The sequence below is a fragment of the Aminobacter ciceronei genome (genome assembly GCF_014138625.1).
In the GTDB taxonomy this organism is placed as follows: domain Bacteria; phylum Pseudomonadota; class Alphaproteobacteria; order Rhizobiales; family Rhizobiaceae; genus Aminobacter; species Aminobacter ciceronei.
Genome location: NZ_JACJHY010000086.1, coordinates 1 through 2,869, shown reverse-complemented (window position 1 = coordinate 2,869; position 2,869 = coordinate 1). Strand labels below are relative to the sequence as shown.

Annotated in this window: 3 protein-coding genes; all 3 read right to left on the bottom strand. The window is 60.6% G+C overall.

Annotation, left to right across the window (positions count from 1 at the left end; all coding sequences use genetic code 11):
* Genes HNQ95_RS33265 through HNQ95_RS33255 form a run of 3 tightly spaced genes read right to left on the bottom strand, consistent with a single transcriptional unit; the run spans position 1 to position 2,770 of the window.
* Entirely contained in the window at positions 1 to 1,095 is a 1,095-nt protein-coding gene (locus tag HNQ95_RS33265) for an ABC transporter ATP-binding protein (RefSeq protein WP_154387630.1), read from the bottom strand.
* Positions 1,092 to 1,928 carry an ABC transporter permease gene (locus tag HNQ95_RS33260; protein WP_154387629.1) on the bottom strand — a complete coding sequence of 279 codons (837 nt, stop codon included), beginning with the start codon at positions 1,926 to 1,928 and terminating at the stop codon, positions 1,092 to 1,094. Before HNQ95_RS33260 ends, HNQ95_RS33265 begins: the two co-directional genes overlap by 4 nt.
* Positions 1,925 to 2,770 carry an ABC transporter permease gene (locus HNQ95_RS33255; RefSeq protein ID WP_154387628.1) on the bottom strand — a complete coding sequence of 282 codons (846 nt, stop codon included), beginning with the start codon at positions 2,768 to 2,770 and terminating at the stop codon, positions 1,925 to 1,927. The genes HNQ95_RS33260 and HNQ95_RS33255 overlap by 4 nt, the downstream gene beginning before the upstream one ends.
* Positions 2,771 to 2,869 lie beyond the last annotated feature (99 nt).

Here is a 2,869-nt window from a genome sequence, read left to right as displayed (position 1 = left end):
TTATTCTCCGGGCAAAATGTGCGTCGCTTCCGGACGCCACGACACCCAGAGTTTGGCGCCAGGCTCAAGGTTGATATGTTCGAGCTCGTCGTGGCTCTTCTGCGCCTTGATCTCGATACGGTCGGCGCCCTCCAGATGGATGACGGCGGTTGCGCCAACAAACTCCTCGCCGACCACCTGCGCCTGCAACCCGTCGTAGCCGTCAGCCGGGGGCTGGTTGCTCAACTGTATCCGGTCGCCCGACACCACAAAGGTCGCCTTGTCGCCCTTGGAGAGGGCTTTGGCTGGGTTCGGGGCGACATCGAACTCGCCCACCGGCGTCGCGATCTTCAACGCCTTGCCGTTCACGTTCGAGACCTTGCCGGCAAAAATGTTCGACGAGCCAAGGAATTCAGCGACGAACTTGGTTCGCGGCGCGCGGTAAATCTCCTGCGGATTGCCGATCTGCTCGATCCGTCCACGGCTCATGATGACGACGCGGTCAGCCATGGAGAATGCCTCAGACTGGCTGTGCGTGACATAGACGAAGGTGATGCCGAGTTCGCGCTGAAGGTTCGAAAGCACCGTCTGCATCCGCACTTTGAGATGAGCGTCCAGCGCCGATAGCGGCTCGTCGAGAAGGAGGATGTCCGGTTCCGTCACCAACGAGCGCGCCAGGGCCACGCGTTGGCGCTGGCCGCCGGACAGATGGGCAACGTTGCGATCGGCGAACTCGGTGATCTGCATGCGCTCCAGCCATTTGTCGACGCGTTTGCGCCGCTCGGCCTTTTCCACCCCACGCATGCGCAGGGAGAACTCGACATTTTCGCGCACGGTAAGGAACGGAAACAGCGCCAGGCTCTGCCACACCATCGGCGTGTCGCGCTGCCAGGTCGGCAGGTCGTTGATGCGCTTGCCGCCAAGGCGGATCTCGCCTTCAGTCGGGGCGTCCAGTCCAGCCAGCATGCGCAGCGTCGTCGTCTTGCCGCAGCCACTGGAACCCATGATGGCAAGGAACTCGCCCTTGCGGATTTCGAAGTTCATCTTTTCGACAGCGACGAAACTGCCGAAGCGTTTGACGACGCCGTCGAAGACGACGAGAGCCTTGTCGGTCATGATAGCGGTACTCCGGCTATTTCCGCGGACGCTTTGGGCGGACCGCTTCGTTTCATGAGAAGGATCTGGGCGAGCACCACCAACGTCATCGAAACGATGAAGACGAAGGTGCCGATGACGTTGATACGCGGGCTGACCTGACCTTGCAGGAAGCCCAGCACCTTGACTGGCAAGGTTTCATTCAGTCCAGAGACGAACCAGGCCACTGCAAATTCATCGAACGAGACTGCCATAGTCAGGAACAGGGCCGCGAAGATTGCCGGCTTGCAGAACGGGATGATGACATGACGCATCGCCTTCCATTCACTCGCACCGAGATTCCAAGCCGCGGCTTCGAGTGAAGGGTCCATCTGTGACAGGCGCAACCGAACAATCGCCATGGCGAAGGGCGCGCACAAGACCACATGGGCGATGATGACAGAATGGATGGCGCCCGAGAGGTTGATGTTGGACAAGAAGGCGAGCATCGCCAGGCCGAGGATGACGACTGGGATCGTGGGTGGCAGAAGGGCCAGCGCGACATAGAGGGTCTTGCCGAAGAACTTGTAGCGGAAGTCGGTATAAGCAGCACCAAAGCCGATCACTGTCGCCAGCACCGATACGATCACACCGGCGACCATCGTGTTGCGCAGGCCTTCCCAGACCAGCGGGTCGGCGGCGACCGTCTCGTACCAGATCGTCGAGAAGCCGCCGAGCGGAAGCGAGGGGAACCGGTCGACATTGAACGAGAAGACGAAGCTCGCGGCGATTGGCGCGAAGATAAAGGCGAAGGCCAGCAGGATGTAGAGTTTCAGCGCCCAGTCGATCAGCCAGTTGCGATTGAAGTCGTTCATCGTCCGCGCTCCTTGTAGGCGTAGCCCACCGCGGCGAACGCGACCGCGAGCAGCGTTGCGATCATGGTCAGCGCGATCACCGCCGCGCGCGGCCATTGCTGGCCCGACTTGGTGGTGTCGGTGATCAGGATAGACAGTGTCGGCGGGTCGCCTCCGCCGAGATAGAGCGGACTGACGAAATCACCGAAGGTCAGGATGAAGCAAAACAGCGCCGCGATCACCAGGCCGACCTTGGCGGCCGGCACGATCACCGCGAAGACCGTGCGCAACCGGCCGCAGCGCAGGTTGTGCGCGGCCTCGATCAGGTTTTTGTCGACGAAGATCAGACTGAACAGCTGCAGCAAAACGACAAGCGGAAAGCTCAACGTCAGATAGCCGACCATCGTGCCGAACACCGAGTTAAGCATGCCGAACGGTCCGAGCCCGACCTTAGCGAACAGTGCGTTGATGATGCCGTTGTCGGAGAGGAATATCTGCCAGGAATAGACGCGCACCAGATAGCTGGTGAAGAAGGGGATGACCATCAGGAAGATGGCCCAGCGGCGCGCGGTTTCGGTGAGCTTGAATGCGATGGCGTAGGCGCAGGGGAAAGCCAGCGCGCTGGTGATTACGGCAGCGGCGGTGGCAAGGGCGAAGGTGCGCAGATAGGCGTCCCAGAAGACACCGCGACCGAGCATTCTGACCCAGTTGACGGTGTCGAAATCCGGTTCCATGCGGAAATTCTTGACCGTCCAGAAGCTGAGGGCGATCAGGAACAACAGCGGCGCGAGGAAGAACAGCGCCTGCCAGATCAGCATCGGCAGAGAGAATGTCAGTCCGTAAAGTGTGATTGATTTCCGCATCGCGGCGATTCCAACCTGAAGACACGACTGCACGGCCAACCGCCCTGCAGGATTGCCGGAATGAATGGGCGAGCGCAGCGGCCCGCCCAACGAACATTA

Coding starts and splice junctions, on each gene's coding strand:
- HNQ95_RS33265 (WP_154387630.1), bottom strand. CDS start 1,095: ATGACCGACAAGGCTCTCGTCGTCTTCGACGGCGTCGTCAAACGCTTC.
- HNQ95_RS33260 (WP_154387629.1), bottom strand. CDS start 1,928: ATGAACGACTTCAATCGCAACTGGCTGATCGACTGGGCGCTGAAACTC.
- HNQ95_RS33255 (WP_154387628.1), bottom strand. CDS start 2,770: ATGCGGAAATCAATCACACTTTACGGACTGACATTCTCTCTGCCGATG.